This window comes from Chitinophaga agrisoli, assembly GCF_008386695.1.
GTDB lineage: Bacteria > Bacteroidota > Bacteroidia > Chitinophagales > Chitinophagaceae > Chitinophaga > Chitinophaga agrisoli.
On sequence record NZ_VUOC01000004.1, the window covers coordinates 2,319,878 to 2,340,447 of the forward strand.

The window sequence follows — 20,570 nt, forward strand, 5'->3', positions numbered from 1 at the left end:
TCAACCAGTATTTTCAATTCTACAAACATGATATTGTTTTGTAATTTATATTATCATGCGAAAATACATCATTTTAGCCACTCATTACGTATAAATAGGACACCTCCCTCCCCCTCCTTAACATTTCCTTAATCCCCGCTTAACCTCCACCTAACACCACCTTCCTAAATTCACCATACAATTTTCACCCATGCAAAAAGTTGTTACCGTTACCATTGACCTCGAACGACTTCAGGAAGCCGGACAACAGGAAAACGCCCGCGCTACCTCCTTTGTAAATGAAATACCCGAAATAAATCAGCTCCTCGAAGAAGGCTGGGTAATTGAAGAATGGGAAACCCTTAACGCTAATGCCGTTAGTGGCGCCATTACCCTCTTATTTATTCTTACCGATGAACTGTTATACGATATGCCCGACAACGCGACAGACAGCGCGTTCCAACTGGAAGAAGAGCAGGAGGAAGAATAAGCCTATGCCTTGACCTCCGGTCCCGAGCCCCTTATTGTTTGTTTTTTGCTATGTTAACCAGGAAGGGAAGGTTCTCCTTCCTTTTTTGTTTTTACCTACCTTTACGCTACGCTAATACATTGCGTAGCGAGCGTATACATTCACGAAATTCAGAGTATTTATTGTTTTTGACTATGGGAACATCGATCACATGCCCCAATTGCAAACACCAGTTTGTCATGGAAGACGCTTTTGCCGCTGATATTGAGAAGGAAATGCGTGGAAAGCTGGAATCAGAATGGCGGAAGAGAATGGACGGATTGAATGCAGAGAAACAGCAACTGGCCCAACAACGCCAGCAGATAGAACAGCTGAAGCAGGTACAGGAGGAAGAACTGAACAAACGCCTGCTTTCCGAAAAGGAGAAAATGCACGAATCCTTGTCCGAGAATATACGCAAGCACCTTTCCGCCGATTTTGAGAATCAGCTCCGTATGTTGCAGCAAACCAACCAGGAGCAAGAAGAACGGCTGCGCGAAGCCCGCCGCCAGGAACTGGAGTTCCTGCGCCGGGAGCAAGAGCTGCGGAATAAAGAGGAGGAAATGGAGATATCCATGCAAAAGAAGGTGCTGGAGGCCCGCAACCAGCTAACGGAGGTGATCCGCAAAGAAGAAGCGGACCGCAGCCAGCTGCGAGAAACGGAGTTTCAGCTGCGCCTCCGCGAGATGGAGAAACAGCTGGAAGACCAGCGCCGCCTGGCAGAAGAGATGAAGCGCCGCGCAGAACAGGGTTCCATGCAGCTACAGGGCGAGGTACAGGAGCTGGTGCTGGAAGAGCTGCTACGGGCTGCCTTCCCCTTTGATACCGTGTCAGAGGTGGGTAAAGGCGTAAGAGGGGCGGACTGTATCCAAACCATCCGCAACCAGTTTGGCCAGGATTGCGGGCGTATCATCTATGAAAGCAAACGCACCAAGGATTTCTCCCGCGACTGGCTGGAGAAGCTGAAAGCAGATATGCGCAGCCAGGGGGCAGACGTAGCCATCCTGGTTACACAGGCCATGCCCAAGGATATGGACCGTTTTGGGGAGCGGGAAGGCATTTGGGTCTGTACGTTTACGGAGGTAAAGGCCCTGGCCCTGGTACTGCGGGATGGTATCATCAAGATCTCCAATGCCCTCCGGACCCAGGAAAATAAAGGGGATAAGATGCATATGTTATATGATTATCTCACCGGTAGCGAGTTTGCGGAACAGTGGAAAGCCATCCGCGAAGGCTTTCTCTCCATGAAATTATCCATCCAGAAAGAGCGGGAAGCCATGGAAAAGCTGTGGAAAGCCCGCGAAAAACAACTGGAGAAAGTATTGTTGAACGCCGCACATATCAAAGGCTCCGTAGAAGGCATTGCCGGCAGTGATTCCGTGGACCTGAAACTGTTGGAAGATGCAGCCGATGATCTGCTGCTGGACTAATCATTTGTTTTTATCTTTAAGCTATGCAACAGCAATATACCAGCATTATTTTCGACCTGGGCGCCGTACTGATAGACTGGAACCCGCGTTACCTCTATAATAAGATCTTTACCACCCCGGAAGAAACAGAGCATTTCCTGGAGCACATCTGTACTTCTGACTGGAACGAAGAGCAGGATGCCGGCAGGGCCCTTGCCGCTGCCACTGAACTGCTGGTGCAACAGCATCCTGCCTTCGAGGACCAGATCCGGGCATATTATGGCCGCTGGCAGGAAATGCTGGGCGGAGTGATTGAAGGTACCCTGGCCATATTACAGCAATTAAAAGAAAGCGGCCGGTACAAACTGTATGCCCTTACCAACTGGTCTGGCGAAACCTTTCCAATTGCGCTTACCTTGTATCCTTTCCTGGGATGGTTTGACGGTATTGTAGTATCCGGCCATGAGAAAATACGCAAGCCCCACCCCTCTTTTTACCAGCTGCTGCTGGACCGCTACCAGATCCCCGCGGCGGAAGCCCTTTTTATTGATGATAACCTACGCAATATCCACGGCGCCGAAGCCTGTGGTATCGACAGCATCCATTTCACATCTCCGGAACAGCTAAAACAGGTACTCATTGCTAAAACAATTTTAAGTTAGCACCATGCGTTATATGTAAGACCCTGAGTACAGCTACCCTTAACAAAACTTTAAGAAGACATTAACATTTCTACAATAAACTTCTGTAACATACAACCCTCTAATCCGTTGAACGTTAAATGATTAGTTAGCGTTCACTGCACTGCTACCAGCCTGTGCGCGTACTAATATGGCATACTTAGTGTATGACAAAATCTGAGAGGCACCTAAAAAACGCGTGAATAGGAACCGTAAGGCTACACGATGCTAAAACAATCCTGACGGCAATCACCGGTATCTGGCCGGGAGGATCTGTATTGGTAGGATGTATCCTGAGGGGTTGTAAGTTGTAAAAAATTAAATAACTGACAGATGAAAAAGAAAAGACTATTGTTGCTAATGAGCGCTACGGTAGCGCTGACTGCCCTCCTTTCCCTCAATAGCTGCCGTAAGGATCCGCTGAATGATATGACGGATGAGGAATCGCGCATTTATATCACCAACCGGGATAGCACGGTTAATTTCGGTTCTTATACCAGCTTCAGCATAGTAGACTCTGTGGCCGTGGCCAGCAATGGCAGCACGGACAAAAGAGCGCTGACAGATTACGATAAACAGCTGATCGCTGCTGTAAAAGCGGCCATGCAGGCAAAGGGTTATATACTGGTAGATAAAGCAGCTAAGCCTGAACTGGCCATTAACCTTACCCGTATAGACGATACCTATAGCAGCAGCTATTATGACCCGGGTTATTGGTCAGGCTGGGGTGGTTACTATGATCCTTTTTACTGGGGATACCCGGGCTATGGCTATTACTTTCCATCCTATTATACGGTGTATTATAAGGAAAGGGCCGTATCCATTGACCTGGTTGACCTGAAGAATGCGCAATCCGATAAGCAGATCAACGCTATCTGGAATGCTATGTTCCGGGGCTCCGGCGTGTGGGATACTAATAATGTGAATAATATGGTGTCTGCCGTATTTGCCCAGTCGCCTTACCTGAAGAAATAAAACAGCCGTTTCACTTTTAAAATCGATGAAGATGTTACGTTTAAAAAACTGGATATTGATCATAGCAGGATGCCTGGGCATGCAGGCCGCATCTGCCCAGGTGCGCCCTCCCTTCTCCTTTAATTTTAACTATTCCATTGCACAGCCTTTTGGCTCTGTAAAGGACTATACGGATAAAACCAGCTTCCGGGGATGGCAGGCTGGCGTACAGTATATGCTCACGGATCAGTGGGGCATTGGTTTAAAAACCGGCTTCCAGGATTTCTATGAAAGGGTGCCCCGTGCGGTATATCCGACCAAAGGCGGCGATATTTCCGCAGTACAATCACGTACCTTGCAGGTAATACCGGCACTCGCAACTGTACAATATCAATTTACCAAACCTGATGCTGTTGTAATTCCTTATGCATCACTGGGTATTGGCGCAGCTAATATGAACTATGAAAAATATTGGGGTGAGTTTGTAGATAAGGACAACAGCTGGCGTTTTATGGCGAGCCCGGAAATTGGGGTGAACATACCATTTGGCAAGGCTTCGCCGTTATTATTCAATGCAAGTATAGAATATAACTACGCTCCTTATAAATTAGCCGAGATCACCAACTTTAGTACTATACAAGCGAATATAGGGTTGAGGTGGCATATCAACTAAAGTTTGTCCATATTCTAGGGAAGCCGTGTTAAACATCGGTTGCCCCGCTGACATAAGGTTGGCGGGGCTTTTTTTATTTATCGCCTCCGGCAGTGATCAACAATTGCTTAAATCCGGGGGTAAAACGTTCTGCAATCCTGCCCTGATCGTCTTTGTAGATGAAGCAGGCTTCCAGCCCCAGTTCCGGATGGCTGCTGATAAATGCCAGGGCCGGCTCCACGCCCATTAAGATCAGGGCATTGTCAAAACCGTCTGCTGTAATACAATCCTTGGCGATGACGGTTACGCTGATGATATTATTATGCAGGGCTTGTCCGTTATGGGGATCAATCGTATGGGCAAACCGGGTGCCTCCCTGGTCAAAAAAGCGGCGATAATTGCCGCTGGTGGCAATGGCTTTGTCCTGCAGGTGTAACAATGTTTGCTCCGGTTGGCTGCTACTGTCGGCAGCAGGGCGCTCCACCCCTACCATCCAGGTACGGTGCTGGGCATTCATGCCCCTGGCCCGTAGTTCGCCGCCTACATCTACCAGGTAATTCACAATGCCGTGCTGCTCCAGGAAGCGGGATAACACATCCACCGTATACCCCTGGGCAATACCATTACAGTCTATTTCCACCCCCGGCTTTTTCTTTGACAGTATGGGGCCCTTTACGGTCAGGTAATGGTAGCCTACACGCTGCAGGAGCTGCTGTAAGGTATCCGGAGTGGGCGCACCCCGGTGGGCAGGGCGTTGTACGCCAAACCCCCAGGCATCTACCAGGGGTTTTACGGTAATGTCGAAAGCGCCCGCGGTGGTTTTACTTACCTGTAGCGCTTTGGTGATGACAGCCTGCAGATGGTCATCCATACGTACCTGGCTGCCGCTGTTGAACTGATTAATGAGTGATCCAGGTTGATAAACTGATAAGGATTGATCAATGGCCGCAAAAACGGAGTCTATGCCTTTTTGCAGGGAACGGGTATCCCCGCTGATATATTTTACGATATAATAGGTGCCCTGGGCTTTGCCTTCACATACCTGTAGTTGCTGTGCGCGGGCGCCGGTAATGCTGGCCAGGATAAGCATAAAAATAATGGGCAGATAACGGGTCATATGCAGTAAGATAATGCAACCCGCCGGTACGATGAAGCTTTTTTATGACAGGTTTGTGGCAGGCCCTTTCCGTGTCATTTCCGGCGACAGCAAATTGCGTTTGCCGGGAACATTCCGCCCGTCAATAGACCGTATTGTGCCGGACAATGCGGAGAGCGTTGCTGACATCATCGGTATCGCCCATCGATGGGACATGCCTGACTAGCCAATATGACGATTACAATTGCAAAGGGTATCCACGTCCGCCGTCTCAATGGAATGCGTCTAAACCGGTAATATCCATGCCCGTGATAAGCAGGTGGATCTCATGGGTGCCTTCATAGGTGATCACGCTTTCCAGGTTCATCATATGCCGCATAATGGGGTACTCGCCGGTGATGCCCATACCGCCTAAGATCTGACGCGCATCGCGGGCTATCTGGGTGGCAATATCGCAGGCATTGCGTTTAGCCATAGATACCTGGGCGGGGGTGGCCTTTCCTTCGTTCTTGAGCACGCCCAGCCGCCAGTTGAGCAACTGCGCCTTGGTGATCTCTGTGATCATCTCCGCCAGCTTCTTCTGGGTTAACTGGAACCCGGCAATGGGCCGGTCAAACTGGATACGCTCTTTGGCATAACGCAGCGCCGTATCATAACAGTCCATGGCGGCGCCTACTACGCCCCAGGCAATACCATACCGGGCAGAGGACAGACAGCTTAAAGGCCCCTTCAGCCCCTTTACGCCAGGCAATATATGTGATTTGGGTACGCGTACATTGTCAAACACCAGCTCGCCGGTGGCGCTGGCCCGCAGGCTCCATTTGCCCTTGGTTTCCGGGGTGGAGAACCCTTCCATGCCCCGTTCCACGACCAGGCCATGGATCTCTCCCTGCTCATTCTTAGCCCATACTACGGCAATATCCGCAAAAGGCGCATTGGAGATCCACATTTTAGCGCCGTTCAGGATCACATGATCACCGTCTTCCTTATAATGGGTAAGCATACCGGCGGGGTTAGAGCCATGGTCCGGCTCCGTGAGCCCAAAGCAGCCCATCATTTCGCCGCTGGCCAGTTTAGGCAGGTATTTGCGCTTCTGCTCTTCGCTGCCAAAGGTATAAATGGGGTACATCACCAGGGAGCCCTGTACGGAGGCGGTAGAACGTACGCCGCTGTCGCCCCGTTCCAGCTCCTGCATCATCAGGCCGTAGGCAATATGATCCAGTCCGCCGCCACCATACTCCACTGGTATGGTAGGGCCAAAGCAACCCAGCTGTCCCAGGCCCTGGATAATATGGGACGGGAACGCGGCCTGCTGGCAATAATCCTCAATAACGGGTGAAACATCCTTCTTTACCCACTGGCGTACCGCATCGCGGACCAGCCGGTGCTCTTCAGTTAACAATTCATCTATGGCAAAATAATCCGGTGACTGGAAAACATCTTTCCCCATGTTGACCACTTTTATCAGCAATATAACGATTTACAATTTTAGATGTACCTTAGGCGCAAAATAAGGGAGCATGTTGAGTAAAGTATTCCCGGCGTTGTTGCTGGTGGGATTCCTTGTTATGCTGATCGTTTCTTTTAAACCTACCGTCCACCGTTCTTACACTGAAAAAAAGACTACCGCTATCACGCCCAACGTGACAGACACCGTTAAAGTGGAGATGAAAAAATACTGGATGGTGTTCCTTAAAAGAGGTCCTCAACGTAACCAGCGCGAGGCGGATGCCGCGAAGATCCAGGAAAAGCACCTGGCAAATATTGAACGGCTGGCTGCCTCCGGTAAATTGCTGGTAGCGGGGCCTTTTGGCGATGATGGCGATCTGCGGGGCATCTTCATCCTGGATTGCGCCGATAGCCTGGAAGCAGCAAATCTTGTAAAAACTGATACTGCGGTGATCACCGGCCGGCTGACTTTTGAGATCAAATCATGGTGGACCGCAAAGAATGCGGTGTTTAAATAATCATTTACGGCAAATGCCGCGATGTTTGGTAGCCCTTCCTTCCGTTTTTCTTTCCCTCATTTGAACGCTTTTACCCCGGGGTTGAACGCTTTTACCCTAGGTAGTGAACGCTTTTAATACGAGTTGCATATGGGTTGCACACGGGATGCACATGTCCTGGTAATAGCTGGTAGACGGCTTATAGTGTCTTATTGAAATATTACAAGGGTAGTCCAGGCCGGGTATAGTTCATGCTGGGTATAGTTCATGCCTGGGTAGTTTATGCCGGGGGAGTCCATGCCGGGGGAGTCCATGCCAGCAGATGTTAAAAGCGGCTGCGCCTGCCGCTGGTTGTTCGTTTGGAGATTGGCTGTGGGAGCCGCGCCAGCCAAGGCCGCTTTTAATCATCTGCCGGCAAGGCAGGATGGCTGTTGGATGAGTGGGGGATACCGTGGTCATGGTGTATCTATGTGAGGCGGGGATAGGATGGCGGTACCATTGCCCACTACTGTCTACTACTGTCTGCCAATATCGACCAGGATCTACCATTGTACGGCTATTTCCAGCATGGGCTTCCCCGTTATGCAATTACCTAAACTTCCCATAATACTTTCTTCTCTCCTACAAGATCAGTTTGCAGGTATTTGCAGGCTTTTTCCTATGAAGTGCCAGTTTTTGCTTGTTCGTTTGCGTTTTTCTGCCGATATTAACAGTAACAACCAATGTCTATTTCGCTTTTTTATCATGCTTAAAAAAGAGAGACAAACCTATATTTTGCATCAGGTGAACCTGCATAACCGGGTTTTATCTGCCGATCTGAGCCAGGAGATCAAAGTATCCGAGGATACGATCAGGCGCGATCTGGCGGAACTGGCAGATCAGGGACGGCTCATTAAGGTACATGGCGGCGCATTGTCGCAGGGGTACCATCTTTCTCTGAACGCTCAGCAGGTATATGCCCTCCAGGAAAAGCAGATCATTGCGCAGAAAGCCGCATCGCTTATACAGGACGGCATGTTTGTGCTTACTACCGGCGGCACTACCATCATTGAACTGGCCAGGGCTTTACCAGCTAACCTGAAAGCTACATTCTTTACCGTTAGTCTGACGGCCGCCATCGAATATATGCATCACCCGAATATCGAAATCATCCTTATCGGAGATAAATTGTCAAAAAATGCGCAGATCACCGTAGGCGGGGAAGCGCAAGCCAAAATCAAACAGGTAAAAGCAGACCTCTGCTTCCTGGGTACCAATGCCATAGATACCACGCATGGCCTTACAGAGAATGATTGGGAAGTAATGCAGATCAAAAAAGCAATGATCTCCACTGCACAACATGTAGTGGCGTTGACCATTGCGGAAAAAGTGAACACTTCACAGCGTATCCGGGTGTGCGACATCCAGGAGATCAATACGCTGATAACAGAACTATCCCCTGAAGACCAGCTATTGTCGGCTTATAAGAAGGCGGGACTGAATGTGATGTAAGATAGAACGTGATCAAAACTGATGCAGTGATACAAGTGTATTTGTATTGTATTACGCGTATTCAGGCATTTTTCACCTGTAATCCTATATATCTGTGTGCTGTTCTTTCACATTAAAAACTCGTTTATGAACCACTTGTTATTCCGCTCATGCAGGAAATGGCGGCTGCTGCTTGTATGCCTGTTAACAGGGCTGGGGGCCGCCGGCCAGGTACGCATTGCCGGTAAGGTGACCAGCGCTAACGGCGAAGGCATCCCCGGCATTACCGTACAGGTACGCAACACTACCTATGGCGCCGTTACCGGCGCAGAGGGCAATTACAGCTTTAATGCCGGCCTGAAGCCCGGCGCCTATACCATCCGGTTTTCCGGCGTTGGTTTTGCCAGCCGGGAACAATCCCTCCAGATAGGCAGCGCCGGCGATTATACCGTTATTACCCAGCTATCGGAAGATGCGCTGGGCCTGGATGAAGTAGTGGTGACCGGCACCACGGAAGGTACTACACGGCGGCAGCTGGGTAACTATATCAGCACCGTAAAAGCCGATCAGCTGACCAAAGGCGCTACGGGTAATGCGCTGGCCGCCCTGCAGGGTAAAACTGCCGGCGCGCAGATCTCGCAGAACTCCGGCGATCCAGCCGGCGGCATTTCCGTACGGTTAAGGGGGATCAGTACTATCTCCGGCTCTTCAGACCCGCTGTATATTGTAGATGGGATCATTGTAAACAATGCCACCAACCGGGTAACCAATACCGCCAATACCTATGATGGCACTACTTTTATAGGTTCCATTGGTCAGAACAGGATGGTGGATATTAACCCCGCAGATATAGAGCGTATAGAAGTACTGAATGGCGCCGCGGCAGCGGCCATCTACGGTTCCCGTGCGAATGCGGGCGTAGTGCAGATCTTTACCAAAAGAGGCAGCTCCGGCGCACCTGTGGTAAGTTTTTCTACCAATTTTATGGTGAGCCAGCTGCGTAAAAAAGTAGAGGTGAACCGCGCTCCCGTTAAGTTTGGCGGCTCGCCGGATGTGTTCACACAGGATATCCTCACCCCGGATACCACCCGGACTACGCCGGTACAACGCTACGATTACCAGGATTATATTTTCCATACAGGTATAGGCACGGATAACAACGTATCTGTAAGCGGTGGAAGGGATAAGACAAAGTACTATGCTTCTGCTTCCTATTTCTATAACCAGGGCATCATTCAGCACACGGATTTCCAGCGGTATAGCTTCCGCGTGAACCTGGACCAGCAGATGACGGACTGGCTAAGTTTTAGCGCAGGCGTGAACTATGTGAACAGCGCTGCAGATGAAAAACCAGATGGCAACTCCTTCTTCTCCCCCATGAACTCTGTGACCATCATCGGTAATATGCACGATATCTTTACCCGCAGCGCCAATGGTAACCTGAAGGCCGTGGGTGAGCGGGGCCGCGTAAACCCGGTATCTGTTATAGAGGACTTTAAGCAACGGCAGCAAACCAGCCGTGTGCTGGCCAATGCAGGGCTGAAGATCTATCCGGTAAAGAACCTTACCATTAACTATACGCTGGGTATTGATAATTACAGTCAGGCAGGTACTACGTTTATGCCGCCTTATGCCTATAATGTAAACCCCGCTTTCTTTGGCGGCGGCCTTACGCTGGACGCCACACAGAATGGTTATGCCAGTGCGGCTACAGATAATTTCTTCCAGATCAACCATGACCTGAGCGCCAACTACAAATGGGACCTGCATGGCAACTTTGGCGCTACAACGCAGGTAGGCTATTCCCTGCAATATGAAAAGAATACTTACCTGCTGGCACAGGGCCGTGGCCTGGCGCCTTTTGTAGAAACGGTGAACAGCGCCGCCACTCCCCTACCCTCTGCGGATAGCCGCAGCGAGATCTCCATTTCCGGGGTATATCTGCAGCAGACCTTCCAGTACAAGAACCAGCTGTTCCTGACCGGTGCGTTGCGTATGGATGGATCATCTGTATTTGGGGAAGATGAGCGCAACCAGGTATATGTGAAAGGCAGCGGCAGTTATATCTTATCAGAAGCAGATTTCTGGAAGAATGCGAGCATCGGCAGCTGGTGGAACCTCCTCAAATTAAGGGGGGCCTACGGACAATCCGGTAACCTGACCGGTATTGGCGCCTATGACCGTTTTAATTCCTATACGCCTAATGCCTTTAACAGCAAGATCTCCTATGCGGGCAGCCCTACGCTGGCCAACCTGGATATTGCGCCGGAACGGCAGCAGGAAACAGAATTTGGTACGGATATGGCCTTCCTTAATAACCGTATAGGCCTGCAGTTCAACTACTATATAAAAAAGGTGGATGACCTGCTGTTGGACCGTGTGGTAGCGCCTACTACCGGTTACTCCAGCTATCGCAACAACATCGGCTCCCTGCAGAATAAGGGTATTGAAGTGGTGTTGAACCTGGTGCCGGTACAAAGCAAAAGTTTCCGCTGGGATGTAACAGGCATCTTTAACCGGAACCGCAATAAAGCGCTGAAGATCGGGCAATCCCTGATCCTGTACAGCACCAATGGCGGCGCGCCGGTGGCCATCCTGGAAGGACAGCCAATAGGCGTATTCTATGGTACCTTCTTCGCCCGGGATGCCAATGGCAATGAAGTAAAGAACCCCACCGGCATACCGCAGATAGAAAAAGGCGTACAGAACGGACCTTTGGCATATACGCCTCAGCGTGACGCCGCTGGTTTGCCTACCGGCACTACCCTGCGAAAAGTGCTGGGCGATCCTAACCCGGATTATACCGCTTCTTTAGTGAATGAATTTACATATAAGAAACTGAACCTGCGCGTACAGTTAGACGCCGTACAGGGCAATGATGTATGGAATGCCGACTGGCGTACCCGTCAGGGTGTGGGTAATGGCAAGGTAGCAGAACAGGAAGACCTGGGACAGCTGCCCCGTGGTTATATAGCAGGCGTTTATGCTACGGAAGAATGGCGTATTGATGACGGATCATTCGTGAAGCTGAGGGAAGTGTACTTAGGTTATAACATAGGCCGCATCAAAGGATTCCGCGATCTCACCATCAGCGTGAGCGGGCGTAATCTTATTTCATGGGACAACTACAAAGGCTATGACCCGGAAGTGAATGCAGCAGGCCAAAGCACTATTCTGCGTGGTATTGACTTTGGCGCCGTGCCGGTGCCCAGGACCTACAGCGTAGGCCTGTCTGCAAAATTCTAACCTTTAAAAAGTATGTTATGCAAAAGATAATAGCGGGTATCTGTATCATCAGTATGTTGGCGGGGGCCTGTAAAAAAGATTTCACCAACCCTTCCGCGGCCCCGGAAGAGGATGTGTTCACTTCTACGCAGGCCGTGACTGGCGTGGCGGTGGGTCTGCAAAGGATCTATTCCACCAACCGGGCAGGCGGCATTTACAACCTGGTAACGGCTAACGGTTTTACTACGGATGAGTTGCTGCTGCGCAATGCGGGCAACATCCCGGAAAACCAGCTGAATACCGGGGGCGGTAGCGTAGATGGTACCAATACGGTGCTGGCCAATGTATGGTCCAATAGCAATAAGATCATCTTTGACGCCAACCGGGTGATCGAATATGCAAAAACGATGGATGATAAGGCGTATGCCAGTGGCCTGATAGGATATGTCACCATCTTCAAAGCCCTTGCCATGGGTAGCCTCTCTATGTTCTGGGAGCAGGTGCCGGATACTACCGGCTCGCTGAATACGAATGTTTCATTCATTAACCGGCAGGCCGGCTTTACGAAGATCGTGGGATGGATTGATGAAGCCCTGGCTGCTATCACGGCTACGCCGCCCAGCAGCGGTTTCCTGACCAATATTCCCAGCGGCATGGATATTAAGAACGCATTACTGGCGCTAAAAGCGCGGTATGCGTTGTTTGCCGGGAATTATGACCTGGCCCTGACAACCGCCAACCTGGTGACGGCAAAAGCGGTGCTGTTCCGGTATGATCCTATATTTCCTAACCCGGTATGGGAAACTGCCACGGCCACCAATAACGTTTTCCAGGTAAAGGACTCTACCCTGGGACTGCCGGCCGGATTGCAGCCTAACCTGGCGGATAAACGCGTTCCTTTTTATGCAGTGGTGGCCACTGACGGCAACCCGCCACGTTATCGTCTCAGCGGGTTCTGGATCAATAATACCACGCCCATACCGGTATACCAGATGGGCGAGATATGGCTTATTAAGGCGGAATGTTATACCCGTAAGGGCGACCTGCCCAGCGGCCTGACGGAGTTGAACCGGGTGGTGACCAAATCGCCTGCGGCAGATTCCCTGGGCGTAGGCGCCGGATTGCCGCCTATTTTAGGCCCGCTTACACAGGCGGAACAGCTGACCATTATCTATCAGCAGCGTTGTATAGAATTATTTATGTCAGGGTTGAAGCTGGAAGATATGCGGCGATTTAACCGGCCGCTTACGGAAAGAAAGCGGAACTTTTTCCCGTATCCTTTTGCTGAGCGGGATAATAATCCGAATACGCCGGCGGATCCGGCGTTTTAGAAACAGCTTTTAGCTTTTAGCGGTTGGGGATTGAAGCGGAGAGATATTAGTGCTTAGCCGTTAGTAATTGAAATGGAGATTGCTGTTTCAATTGCTAACGGCTATTTATGTATTAAAATAAATTAGCCGTTAGTGATCGCCGGATATTATTCCACATCGATCGCTACGGCTAATTGCTAAAAGCTAACAGCTAGCTATTCACTGTTATTTGAGAGAGATATTCTGACATTTCCTGTTGGTACTGCATAGCTGCGTTGCGGGCATCCACCGCAAAATCTTCGCCGTTGCCAGCATAAATGATGGCGCGGCTGGCGTTCACCAGTAAGCCGCAGTCCTTATTCATGGCCAGGGAGGAAATTTCCTGCAGGCTGCCACCCTGGGCGCCTACACCGGGCACCAGGAAGAAATGATCTGGCGCCAGGCGGCGGATAGCGGCCAGTTGAGCCGTTTGCGTGGCGCCCACCACGAACATCAGGTTATCGGGCGTACCCCATTCCATACCGGCGCGGATCACTTTCTCGTACAGGTACTCATCCCCTACCCGTTGCAGCTGAAAATCCTGGCTGCCCTCGTTGGAGGTAAGCCCCAGCATAATGGCCCATTTTTCATGAAAGGCCAGGAAAGGCGTAACGCTGTCCTTGCCCATATAGGGGGCCACGGTTACGGAATCGAAATTATAAGTATCGAAGAATGTTTTGGCGTATTGAGTGGCTGTATTGCCAATGTCGCCGCGTTTGGCGTCTGCAATGGTAAAGATGCCGGAAGGAATGTATTCTACCGTGCGCTGCAGGGTTTCCCAGCCCCGGATACCCATACATTCATAAAAAGCGGTGTTGATCTTGTAAGCCACGCAAAGATCCTTTGTAGCGTCGATGATAGCCTTATTGAAGGCAAACACCGGATCCGCATGGGACAACAGGTGTTTGGGAATCTTGTGTATGTCCGTGTCCAGGCCTACACATAAATAAGATTGCCTTTCCTTTATCAGGCCCACTAATTCCTGTCGGTTCATAATCGTTTAATTTGGGGCGCAAAGTTAAGTAAAACTTAAACAATGCATGTGATTGAAAGTTAGTTGTTAATCTTTAGATGGCCAGATAGTCAGCAGTTCATAGCCCATGGCCCGGGAGAAGGCAAGGACCTTCGCAGCAATAGTTGGGTAATACGATGGTTCAAATGACTACTGTTGGCAACATCAGGCTCATGGTTAAAGTTCTGGTATTTTTGTCAGATTCAGTAATATCATTTTTGTATATATATACTAGTCATATGTACGTAAACTGCAGCGCTTCTGCAGTGTTACCGGTAGATAGCATAGCTGCCGGAGCGTGCTGTCACGAGTCGCCTGAAGGCTGGCGGCCAGGAAAATGCCGCAACAAATAATGGTCATGCTCAGACATATAATCCGCTGAAAAATTATTGCAGTTGCGGATTGTAATACTATCCGTAACACACTAAATATCCGGCCTATTCCGGAACTTAAATATCGTCTCCTGCCGCCGGTAACGATCTGCTACCGATAACCTGTCAACCGAACATTTAAATTTTGATCTTACCGATTTACTTATTAACTTATCCACCGAAAATATATTTGTATCTCCACGGAGTCAGATGAGGTTGCGCGTGCACTGATTTTCATCTCTTTATGAAAAAATCCGCCCGCCCCCGTTAGCTCTCCACGTTAACTGAAAAATTACCCATGCAACAGCGTTATTGGATATTACTTACGCTTCTTTTATCACTCTGTCTGCAATCGAATGCACAAAAGTTGCCCAGTATCGGGGTTTGCAGTTCTTATAAGAACGACAGCATCTTTGGCAAGGCTGGTTACATCTATATTGAAGAAGGCGTTAGCCGCTTATTATCACCGGTGGTGAACGATGCGCAGTTTGCAAGTCAGGCTGCGGATATTAAGCAAACACGTTGTAAAGTGCAGACCTGTAACGGTTTTATCCCCGGTACTATTAAGATCGTTGGGCCCCAGGTAGATGAGGCCCGCGTGCTGGGTTATGTGGATACCGTGATGCAGCGGGCGCAGAAAGCCGGTATACAACTGATTGTGCTGGGCAGCGGCGATGCACGAAAGATACCCGACGGTGTAGACCATGCGGTGGTGAAAAAACAGTTCATTGTGTTGTGCCGTAAAATGGCCGAAGTAGCGGCCAAATACGACCGCATTATTGCCATGGAAAACCTGAACAGCACGGAAACTAATTTTATCAATACACTGGCAGAGGCTAATGATGTGGTGAATGCGATTCATCATCCCAATTTTAAGCTTACCGCAGACATCTATCATATGCTAAAGGAAAATGAGCCGGCCAGCGTGATTGACAATGCAAAAGGGAACCTGGTGCATTGCCATATTGCGGAACGGGAAAAGAGGGCTGCGCCGGGCGTGGCGCAACAGGATTTCCGGCCGTATTTTGCAGCGCTGCACCGTATTGGATTTGATGGGCGTATTATGGTGGAATGCCGCTGGGAAGATATGGCGGCACAGAGCAAGCCTACGCTGGATTATCTGCAGGGGCAACTGGAAGAGGCATACAGGAACTAGCTGATACCGATGGGCTTTGAGCGATGTGCTTTGCGGACGAGGTTGATTGACAGGTTTGAGCGGTATACCGTAAACTGCGGAAGATGGTCCTGAACAATGGGTTTGATGGGCGTTTTTTTGAACGGTGCAATTTTAACGGTGCACTTTAAGCGATTAGCTTGAACGGCCGGTATTTTAATTAAAGCAGCTAACTAACAAATAATAAACTATCTATCATATGGAAAAAACACGTCGTGAATTTCTGAAACAATCGTTACTGGGCGGCGCTGGCATTACCCTTACCGCTATGGGCATGCCGGCCAGCAGCTACGCCCGCATACTGGGTTCCAATGACCGTGTAAATGTGGGTTTGGTGGGCTTTTCCGACAGGGCCCGTCAGGCGCTGCTACCCTGTTTCTTTGCTAATAACAAGGAGCTGAATTTTGACATGATCGCCGTATCAGATATCTGGAAACGCCGCCGCGAAGAGGGCAAGGCCTTCCTGGAGGGAAAAGCCGGGCACAGCGTGCAGGCTTATATAAACAACGATGAACTGTACCGCAATAAGGACCTGGACGCCGTGATCATTGCCACCGCAGATTTCCAGCACGCTTACCATACAATAGAAGCAGTAGGCAATAAAATGGATGTATACTGTGAGAAACCTTTTGCAGAGACCATGGAAGAAGCGCGCGCTGCACTGAAAGTGGTAAAAGGCTCCGGTAAGATATTCCAGGTAGGTACACAGCGCCGCAGCGGCCCCAGTTACCATGCTGCCGCCAACTTTATAAAGGAGGGCAAATTTGGCCCTATCACCATGGTGGAGATGACCTGGAATGTAAACCAGCCGGGACGCTGGCGCAGACCAGAGCTGGTAAAACAGATCCGTGAATCTGACACTGACTGGAAGCGTTTCCTCGCTAACCGTCCGCAGGATAATTGGGATCCCCGTAAATACCTGGAGTTCCGCCTGTTCTGGCCTTACTCCAGCGGGATCTTTGGCCAGTGGATGACACACCAGATAGATACCGTACACTGGTTCAGCGGCCTGAAACATCCCCGCTCTGCGGTAGCCAACGGCGGCATCTATGTATGGAAGGACGGCCGCGCCAACGCGGACACCCTGACCGCAGTATTTGAATACGGCCCGGACGATGATCCGAAAAGCGGTTTCCAGGTAATGTACAGCTCCCGCTTCCATAACTCTGCCGGCGGTATTAAGGAGATCTATTACTCCAATGGCGGCACTATCGATATGGATAGCAACAAGATCAGCCCTACAGGCGGTTTAAGGGAAAGGGAAGCACAGGAAATGGGCCTGCATGCCAACCTGCTGCCAGAGCAAACGCTCACCACCTCCAGCACTAAAGCAGAAACCAGCGCTAATACCGGCGGCGATGCGCTGACCAACGGACACGTACGCAACTGGATGGAATGCGTGCGCTCCCGCAAGCAAACCAACGCGCCTATTGAAGCGGCCTACTCCCACTCTATTGCCCTTATTATGGGTAATGCGGCCTACCGTAGCGGTGAGAAAGCCACTTTCGACGAGGCCACACAGGAAGTGATGGTAGGCGGTAAAGCATTTAAGATGTAAGGCTAATTGGTTGATATGATAACAAACACAGGGTGCACCGGTATTCCGGATGCGCCCTTTTTTGTTGATAGCCCGTCACCAAAACCGGTCATATAACACCCGTAAGAACGGCTATGGTAAAGGGATAACAAATAGCGAACATTTATCACCCCGTAACATTGGCCTGATTTAATAGTATATTTATACAGTTACAACATCATCAATATATACCATCAACCAATGAAAACAGCAACATTCGTACTGGCCGCCAGCAGCATTATTATGTCTGCTATGACGGCCTGCAACCAGGGACAACCTGTTACTGCTTCCTCTGGCGAGGAGCTCTCTTTGAAAAGTTATTTTACACCGGCAGACAGCAATGCGGTGCAAACCGGCGGCGTACAAACCATCACCATTGAAACGCCTAAAGGGAAGTACAACGTGTGGACCAAACGCATAGGCAATAACCCGAAAATGAAAGTACTGTTGCTGTCCGGCGGTCCGGGCGCCAGCAATGAGTACATGCAGTGTTTTGAAAGTTTTCTGCCTAAAGAAGGTATTGAAATGATCTATTACGACCAGCTGGGCTGCGGTAATTCAGACAATCCGAAAGATACCGCTTTGTGGGATCTGCCACGGTATGTAGACGAAGTAGAGCAGGTACGGCAGGCGCTGCACCTGGATAAGGATAACTTTTTCCTGTTGGGGCACTCCTGGGGCGGCGTGCTGGCTATGGAATATGCGCTTAAATACCAGGACCACCTGAAAGGCCTGATCATCTCCAACATGATGGCCAGCGGCCCGGATTATGACAAATATGCCAAAGACGTACTGGCCAAAACCATGGATCCCAAAGTACTGGATACCATCCAACAGATAGAAGCAAAAGGCGATTTCGAGAATCCTAAATACATGGAGCTGCTGATGCCTAATTTCTATGCGCAGCATATCCTGCGGCTGCCCTTAGCCAGCTGGCCAGACCCGGTAACCCGCGCTTTTTCAAAAATGAATCAATCCCTGTATGTGACCATGCAGGGACCCAGTGAATTTGGCATTTCCGGTAAACTGGAGCACTGGGATGTAAAGGAGCGGCTAAAGACCATCAGCATACCTACCCTGACCATAGGCGGTAAATACGATACCATGGACCCTGAGCATATGAAATGGATGGCTGGCCAGGTACAACATGGCACTTATCTTTTTTGCGCAAACGGCAGCCACCTGTCAATGTATGATGATCAGGCCACTTATATGAACGGGGTGGTAAAGTTTATTAAGGAGGCTGGAAAGTGATGGGTGAATGTGCGGATGTGCGGATGAGACAATGAAGAGCCAAAGTAAAATAATATATAAGAAAAGGGCCTTAACCGGCCCTTTCCTGTTTATCTGTGTTAGTTATTTCTTTCGTTTCGCCATCTCTCCGGCGATCTTATGGGAACCTTCGTCGCTGCGTTCCCGGAGATGGGTGATGATGCTGTTATAGTCCTGCTCATGCTTATTTTGGCTCAGCTTAAAGCGGGCCTGTACATCGGTAATGCTTAGCTCAAACCCAACGATGGCGCGGAGATTGTTTTCCAGGTGCTGTTGCGGCACGTCCTGCAGGCTTACCGGCTGGGCGGAAGCCGCTTCGTAGCGGTCCATGAGCCGGGCCAGGGAGGCGCGCAGTTCATCTTCCGTAAGCAGGCGGATCTGGCCGTATACATGTACGGCGATGTAGTTCCAGGTAGGGATCGTTTCCTTTTCGTACCAGGAGGATGAGATGTAAGCATGCGGCGCGGTAAAGATAACCAGGGTGGGGCCGTTGGTAAAAGCCTCCCATTGCGGGTTGGCTTTGGCGATATGCCCGGTGAGCACATGGCTGCCATCCCCTCTTTCTTCCAGCTCAATAGGGATATGCGTAGCCAGCGGCGTGCCGGCAGCTACATTCACAAGGATGCCGAAGCTATTTTCCCGGATAAAAGCGGCTATCTCCTGCCAGTCTGTTACCTGGTTATACTTGGGAATATGCATAAAGGCGCGGTTAGCTTTTACACAACTATCTCTACGATCCTGGTAGGCTCGATGTTGGCATTGCGCATAGCGATGCTGCGGGCAGCATTACCGGCAAATTCGAGGAAGGCCTGTTTGGTGATCGCGTCATTGCCCACCATTACGGGAGCGCCGTCGTCACCGCCTTCGCGGATGCTTTGCACCAGCGGAATCTGGCCCAGGAAGGGGATCTCCATATCTTCCGCCAGGCGTTTGCCGCCGTCTTTACCAAAGATGTAGTATTTGTTATTGGGCAGTTCTGCCGGGGTGAAATAAGACATATTCTCTACCAGGCCGATGATGGGTACGTTGATCTGCTGGCCGGCAAACATCATGATGCCTTTTTTGGCGTCTGCCAGTGCCACATCCTGGGGAGTGGTCACTATCACAGCGCCGGTTACGGGCACGGTCTGCACCAGGGTAAGATGGATATCGCCGGTGCCGGGAGGCATGTCAATTACCAGGTAGTCGAGATCGCCCCAGTATACGTCTGTAATAAACTGGCGAAGGGCGCTGCTGGCCATAGGGCCACGCCAAACCACTGCCTGCTTTTCGTCTATCAGGAGCCCGATGGACATCAGTTTGATACCGTATTTCTCCAGGGGCACGATCATGCCTTTACCGTCTACATTGGTCATCATGGGTCTTTCGCCGCGTACGCCAAACATGATGGGTACGGAGGGACCGTAAATGTCCGCGTCCATAAGCCCTACGCTCGCGCCGCCCTCTGCCAGGGCCAGGGCCAGGTTGGCCGCTGCGGTGGATTTACCTACGCCGCCTTTACCAGACGCTACCACAATGATATTTTTAACGTTCGGCAGCGTTGACCTGCCGTCCTTACGGTTGGAGTTCACATTAGCGGTCATATTTACCGTCACCTGCGCCTCTTTGCTCACCATCAGGTGGATGGCGGTGATACAGGCGTTACGGATCATATCTTTCAGCGGGCAGGCAGGCGTGGTCAGCACCACGGTAAATTTTACATTATTGCCGTCTATCTCTATGTCTTTCACCATGTTCAGCGTTACCAGGTCCTTTCCCAGATCCGGTTCTTCTACGTTGCTTAAGGCCTGTAAAACCTGCTCTTTTGTGATCATAAAATGTTGTTAAATTTGATTCCAGTAAGCAAAGTTAACCTAAACGGGGGTTAATTTGGACGATAAATTATAGTTTTTGTCGA

Annotated in this window: 17 protein-coding genes; 12 read left to right on the plus strand and 5 right to left on the minus strand. The window is 50.2% G+C overall.

What is annotated here, in order from left to right:
• Positions 1-190 precede the first annotated feature (190 nt).
• The 5 genes from F0L74_RS28200 to F0L74_RS28220 all read left to right on the plus strand — a co-directional run bounded on the left by F0L74_RS28200 (position 191) and on the right by F0L74_RS28220 (position 4,203).
• Positions 191-469, plus strand: coding sequence for a hypothetical protein (locus F0L74_RS28200; protein WP_149841235.1), 279 nt, complete (start codon positions 191-193; stop codon positions 467-469).
• A 218-nt stretch (positions 470-687) separates the two neighbouring features.
• Positions 688-1,917 carry a DUF2130 domain-containing protein gene (locus F0L74_RS28205; RefSeq protein WP_246197839.1) on the plus strand — a complete coding sequence of 410 codons (1,230 nt, stop codon included), beginning with the start codon at positions 688-690 and terminating at the stop codon, positions 1,915-1,917.
• 23 nt (positions 1,918-1,940) lie between these two features.
• Entirely contained in the window at positions 1,941-2,558 is a 618-nt protein-coding gene (locus tag F0L74_RS28210; RefSeq protein ID WP_149841237.1) for an HAD family hydrolase, read from the plus strand.
• Positions 2,559-2,909: 351 nt separating this feature from the next.
• Positions 2,910-3,551: a DUF4136 domain-containing protein gene (locus F0L74_RS28215; RefSeq protein ID WP_246197840.1), complete on the plus strand. Its 642-nt coding sequence runs from the start codon at positions 2,910-2,912 to the stop codon at positions 3,549-3,551.
• Between the two features lie 31 nt (positions 3,552-3,582).
• Positions 3,583-4,203 (plus strand): outer membrane beta-barrel protein, encoded by a 621-nt coding sequence (locus tag F0L74_RS28220; RefSeq protein ID WP_188316210.1) that lies wholly within the window; start codon positions 3,583-3,585, stop codon positions 4,201-4,203.
• Between the two features lie 73 nt (positions 4,204-4,276).
• Here the strand turns inward: F0L74_RS28220 and F0L74_RS28225 are convergent, their stop codons facing one another.
• Positions 4,277-5,299, minus strand: coding sequence for an FAD:protein FMN transferase (locus F0L74_RS28225; protein ID WP_149841239.1), 1,023 nt, complete (start codon positions 5,297-5,299; stop codon positions 4,277-4,279).
• A gap of 250 nt (positions 5,300-5,549) precedes the next feature.
• On the minus strand, positions 5,550-6,728 hold the full coding sequence (locus tag F0L74_RS28230) for an acyl-CoA dehydrogenase family protein (protein ID WP_149841240.1): 1,179 nt from the start codon (positions 6,726-6,728) through the stop codon (positions 5,550-5,552).
• Positions 6,729-6,798: 70 nt separating this feature from the next.
• On the opposite strand from F0L74_RS28230, the gene F0L74_RS28235 reads away from it, so the two are divergent.
• The 4 genes from F0L74_RS28235 to F0L74_RS28250 all read left to right on the plus strand — a co-directional run bounded on the left by F0L74_RS28235 (position 6,799) and on the right by F0L74_RS28250 (position 13,250).
• Entirely contained in the window at positions 6,799-7,245 is a 447-nt protein-coding gene (locus F0L74_RS28235) for a YciI family protein (RefSeq protein ID WP_149841241.1), read from the plus strand.
• A 723-nt stretch (positions 7,246-7,968) separates the two neighbouring features.
• Positions 7,969-8,715, plus strand: coding sequence for a DeoR/GlpR family DNA-binding transcription regulator (locus tag F0L74_RS28240; protein ID WP_149841242.1), 747 nt, complete (start codon positions 7,969-7,971; stop codon positions 8,713-8,715).
• 126 nt (positions 8,716-8,841) lie between these two features.
• Positions 8,842-11,940, plus strand: a complete 3,099-nt coding sequence (locus tag F0L74_RS28245; RefSeq protein WP_149841243.1) for a SusC/RagA family TonB-linked outer membrane protein — start codon at positions 8,842-8,844, stop codon at positions 11,938-11,940.
• A gap of 17 nt (positions 11,941-11,957) precedes the next feature.
• Positions 11,958-13,250: a RagB/SusD family nutrient uptake outer membrane protein gene (locus tag F0L74_RS28250; RefSeq protein ID WP_149841244.1), complete on the plus strand. Its 1,293-nt coding sequence runs from the start codon at positions 11,958-11,960 to the stop codon at positions 13,248-13,250.
• Between the two features lie 190 nt (positions 13,251-13,440).
• Here F0L74_RS28250 and pyrF read toward each other — a convergent pair whose 3' ends face one another.
• Positions 13,441-14,262, minus strand: a complete 822-nt coding sequence (gene pyrF, locus F0L74_RS28255; protein ID WP_149841245.1) for an orotidine-5'-phosphate decarboxylase — start codon at positions 14,260-14,262, stop codon at positions 13,441-13,443.
• 687 nt (positions 14,263-14,949) lie between these two features.
• Here pyrF and F0L74_RS28260 point away from each other — a divergent pair.
• The 3 genes from F0L74_RS28260 (at position 14,950) to F0L74_RS28270 (ending at position 18,655) form a co-directional block, all read left to right on the plus strand.
• Positions 14,950-15,807: a sugar phosphate isomerase/epimerase family protein gene (locus tag F0L74_RS28260; RefSeq protein ID WP_149841246.1), complete on the plus strand. Its 858-nt coding sequence runs from the start codon at positions 14,950-14,952 to the stop codon at positions 15,805-15,807.
• A gap of 217 nt (positions 15,808-16,024) precedes the next feature.
• On the plus strand, positions 16,025-17,383 hold the full coding sequence (locus tag F0L74_RS28265; protein ID WP_149841247.1) for a Gfo/Idh/MocA family protein: 1,359 nt from the start codon (positions 16,025-16,027) through the stop codon (positions 17,381-17,383).
• 219 nt (positions 17,384-17,602) lie between these two features.
• Positions 17,603-18,655, plus strand: a complete 1,053-nt coding sequence (locus F0L74_RS28270) for a proline iminopeptidase-family hydrolase (RefSeq protein WP_149841248.1) — start codon at positions 17,603-17,605, stop codon at positions 18,653-18,655.
• A gap of 102 nt (positions 18,656-18,757) precedes the next feature.
• Here the strand turns inward: F0L74_RS28270 and F0L74_RS28275 are convergent, their stop codons facing one another.
• Positions 18,758-19,372 carry an FMN-binding negative transcriptional regulator gene (locus tag F0L74_RS28275; RefSeq protein ID WP_149841249.1) on the minus strand — a complete coding sequence of 205 codons (615 nt, stop codon included), beginning with the start codon at positions 19,370-19,372 and terminating at the stop codon, positions 18,758-18,760.
• Positions 19,373-19,389: 17 nt separating this feature from the next.
• Positions 19,390-20,487, minus strand: a complete 1,098-nt coding sequence (locus tag F0L74_RS28280) for an Mrp/NBP35 family ATP-binding protein (protein ID WP_149841250.1) — start codon at positions 20,485-20,487, stop codon at positions 19,390-19,392.
• Positions 20,488-20,570 lie beyond the last annotated feature (83 nt).